We start from the raw sequence: 2,209 nt of genomic DNA on the forward strand, positions 1-2,209 counted from the left end.
TGGTGAAGGGGGATGGATTCGAACCACCGTACCTTTCGGAGCAGTTTTACAGACTGATGCGTTTAGCCACTTCGCTACCCCTCCAATATAAAAAGCAAAAAATAAATATCAAGAAAACTAAATTAGTTATAAAACCTAAACACAAAATAATTTTAACATATTTTATAAAAATAAAGAAGAAAAAAAATAATAAAATTTTAGAAATTAATTCAAATTTTAATTATTTTTTAGTCTTTAGTTTTTTTTAAAACAATATACTTCAGTATTAAAACATAAAAAATATAATCAAAAAATTAAAATCCTTGATTTTTTAATAAATAATATTTTTTTTTCATAATTTGACGATTAATTAATGTTTGTCCTACAGTATAAAGATTACCAATTAACCAATATAAAGCCATAGTCATTTCTTTATAAGCAGTGAATGTCATAAACAAAATCATAATATAATTAATAATTTTCATCGTTTTTTCTTGTTGTTGTTGTTTAATTTTTTGTTCTAAATTTAAAAGTTGAGCATTTTGTTTTTGATAAGCAGGTTTTTGTAAATTTATTTTATTTAACCAAAACATACTTAAACCTACCAAAAAAGATAACAAAATCTTAGTAATGACCAAATTATCTGCATTATTTAAACCAAAACGAATAAAACCTAAAAAAGGTTTATCTTCTGAATGGACTATACCAAATCGAGTATTAACATCAAAAATACCACCTGAAACAAAAATACGTTTTAAAGTACGAAACATAGCGATTAAAATAGGCATTTGCACAAAAGTAATAAAAATTTCTAAGACACTTATATTATGTTTTCGGTATATTTTCAAAATTTCCATTTGCATTTGCTGTGCAGTTGCACTATCTTTTTTCAAAGCGTATTTAGTTTGAACTTTATTAATTTCTGGTTGAGCCAAACTCATTTTCATAGAAAAACTACTCATTTTAGTATAAATAGGCCATAATAATGTACGTACGAGAATAGTTGTTAAAATAATTCCTAAACCTATATTACCAAAAAAGTAACCTGGTTGAGAATTAGAACAAACGCTTGAAAAGAAAGATAAAAAGAAACCAATAAATACAATTAAAAAATTCCAGATATAACCCCAACCTAAAAAATAACTCCATTTAGATTTAGAAGGCCATTGAATAGGTAAATCCCCTGAGTCATCTATATAAACTTTAAAACTAAGTAATGTTGTTTTTTCTTTCAATCCTAACCACAAAGTTGGATTTGAATATGAAGTTGTTTTTTCTTTAATTAAATTATTATATTGAAAAGGATTTAAAGGTTGGTGTTCTTGTGTATATAATGTCATTTGTTCTTTGATAGGCATTTTTAATTCATCACCATCAAAATATTGCAATCTTATATCCTTGGTTGATGTAAATTTTTGCTCTTCCAAATAATTTTGATTGGTTCCAACTTTGATGCAAAAAAAATCTCTTATTACCGAAATTTGAGTGTTTTCATCTTGGTTTTTTAAAAAAGAAAAACAAAACCTTTCGCCATTTAAAATATTTTCTAAAAATTTTTTACATTTTTTCTTATTTTCACCTTGTTTTTTTTCTTCAGAGGTCATTTTGCTAATATCTAAATTTTGTTTTGAATCAAAACGAAATCGAAAAATATCTAATTTTTCTAAATAAGAGTCTGTTGTGTCTGTTACCAAATCTTCTATAGTTGATTTTGTGAGTGGTCTAGCAGAATCTTGACGTAAAAATACACAAATAGAATCTTCTGTATATATTGGTGCGCTTTTGCGAAAAAATTGACTTATCATAAAAAAAACCATGACTAAGAATAAACTAAAAACCAATTTATTTACTAAAGATTTATTCTCATTAAAATTCATAAATAATTTCCTTTATAAGAAGTAATTAAAAAAGATTTTTGAAATAAAATTAAAAATTTTTTTTCTAAATCTACAAAATTCAGTTTTTTAGCTGAAGGTTTAATAACTACAACAAAAGAAGCTCTACTATCAATAAAAGACATATAACGATGAATAATCATTCTTAAACGTCTTTTTATTAAATTTCTTTCATGAGCTTTCCCATATTTTTTGCTCACGCTTAAAGCAAATTTAAAATGTAGTATATTTGGATTTTGGAAATAATACAAAATAAAAAAGTAATTTTTAACATTTTTTTTAAATCTAAAAATCAAATCTATTTCTTTCTTTTTTTTTAAAATAAATTTATTTTT

The 2,209-nt window shown here is 23.9% G+C and carries 2 protein-coding genes and 1 tRNA gene; all 3 read right to left on the reverse strand.

What is annotated here, in order from left to right; genetic code table 11:
- Positions 1 to 84 (reverse strand) — tRNA-Tyr (locus AlmWB_RS01155).
- A gap of 209 nt (positions 85 to 293) precedes the next feature.
- Positions 294 to 1,856 (reverse strand): YidC/Oxa1 family membrane protein insertase, encoded by a 1,563-nt coding sequence (locus tag AlmWB_RS01160; RefSeq protein ID WP_050337278.1) that lies wholly within the window; start codon positions 1,854 to 1,856, stop codon positions 294 to 296.
- The coding region (rnpA, locus tag AlmWB_RS01165) for a ribonuclease P protein component (protein ID WP_083993351.1) at positions 1,853 to 2,209 on the reverse strand (357 nt) is incomplete at its 5' end. The genes rnpA and AlmWB_RS01160, both read right to left, overlap by 4 nt.

It is taken from the genome of Candidatus Phytoplasma phoenicium, from assembly GCF_001189415.1.
Taxonomy (GTDB): domain Bacteria; phylum Bacillota_I; class Bacilli_A; order Acholeplasmatales; family Acholeplasmataceae; genus Phytoplasma; species Phytoplasma phoenicium.

Bases quoted from the DNA above. Each gene is read 5' to 3' on its own strand.
- AlmWB_RS01160 (WP_050337278.1), bottom strand. From the start codon at position 1,856: ATGAATTTTAATGAGAATAAATCTTTAGTAAATAAATTGGTTTTTAGT.